Annotated in this window: 1 protein-coding gene; it reads right to left on the bottom strand. The window is 62.7% G+C overall.

Annotated features, from left to right (window positions below; translation table 11 throughout):
* Positions 1–327: IS110 family transposase (locus tag G7007_RS22735; RefSeq protein WP_181105201.1), on the bottom strand; the 327-nt coding region annotated here is incomplete at both ends.

Below are 327 nucleotides of genomic sequence, written 5' to 3'. Positions count from 1 at the left end.
TCTCATCGGTAATGTGCCCGATTACCGCCTTGATCGATGCCTGCACCGTCAGCGGCGCCACATCCAGACGGTTCTGCTCCATCTGGCGCATTTCTTTCAGGTCATCCAGGCGGCGAACCAGCGCCCGCAGACGCCGCTGAGCTTCTGGCTCAGGCTCCCACTGGCGTAGCGAGTCGCCCTTGTGCTGAGCGTAAGCAGCAATGGTCTTGGCGTCGGCCTTGTCGGTCTTGACGCGGCGCAGCTCGAATTCGGCGAACTTCGCGATCACCGCTGGGTTGACGATGCACACCCGGTAGTGCCGAGCGTGCAGGTATTCGGCCAGCGCCT

The sequence above is a fragment of the Pseudomonas entomophila genome (assembly GCF_013523125.1).
GTDB lineage: Bacteria > Pseudomonadota > Gammaproteobacteria > Pseudomonadales > Pseudomonadaceae > Aquipseudomonas > Aquipseudomonas entomophila_B.
The sequence above is the reverse complement of the archived record's forward strand: the minus strand, read 5'-3'. Positions and strand labels throughout refer to the sequence as shown.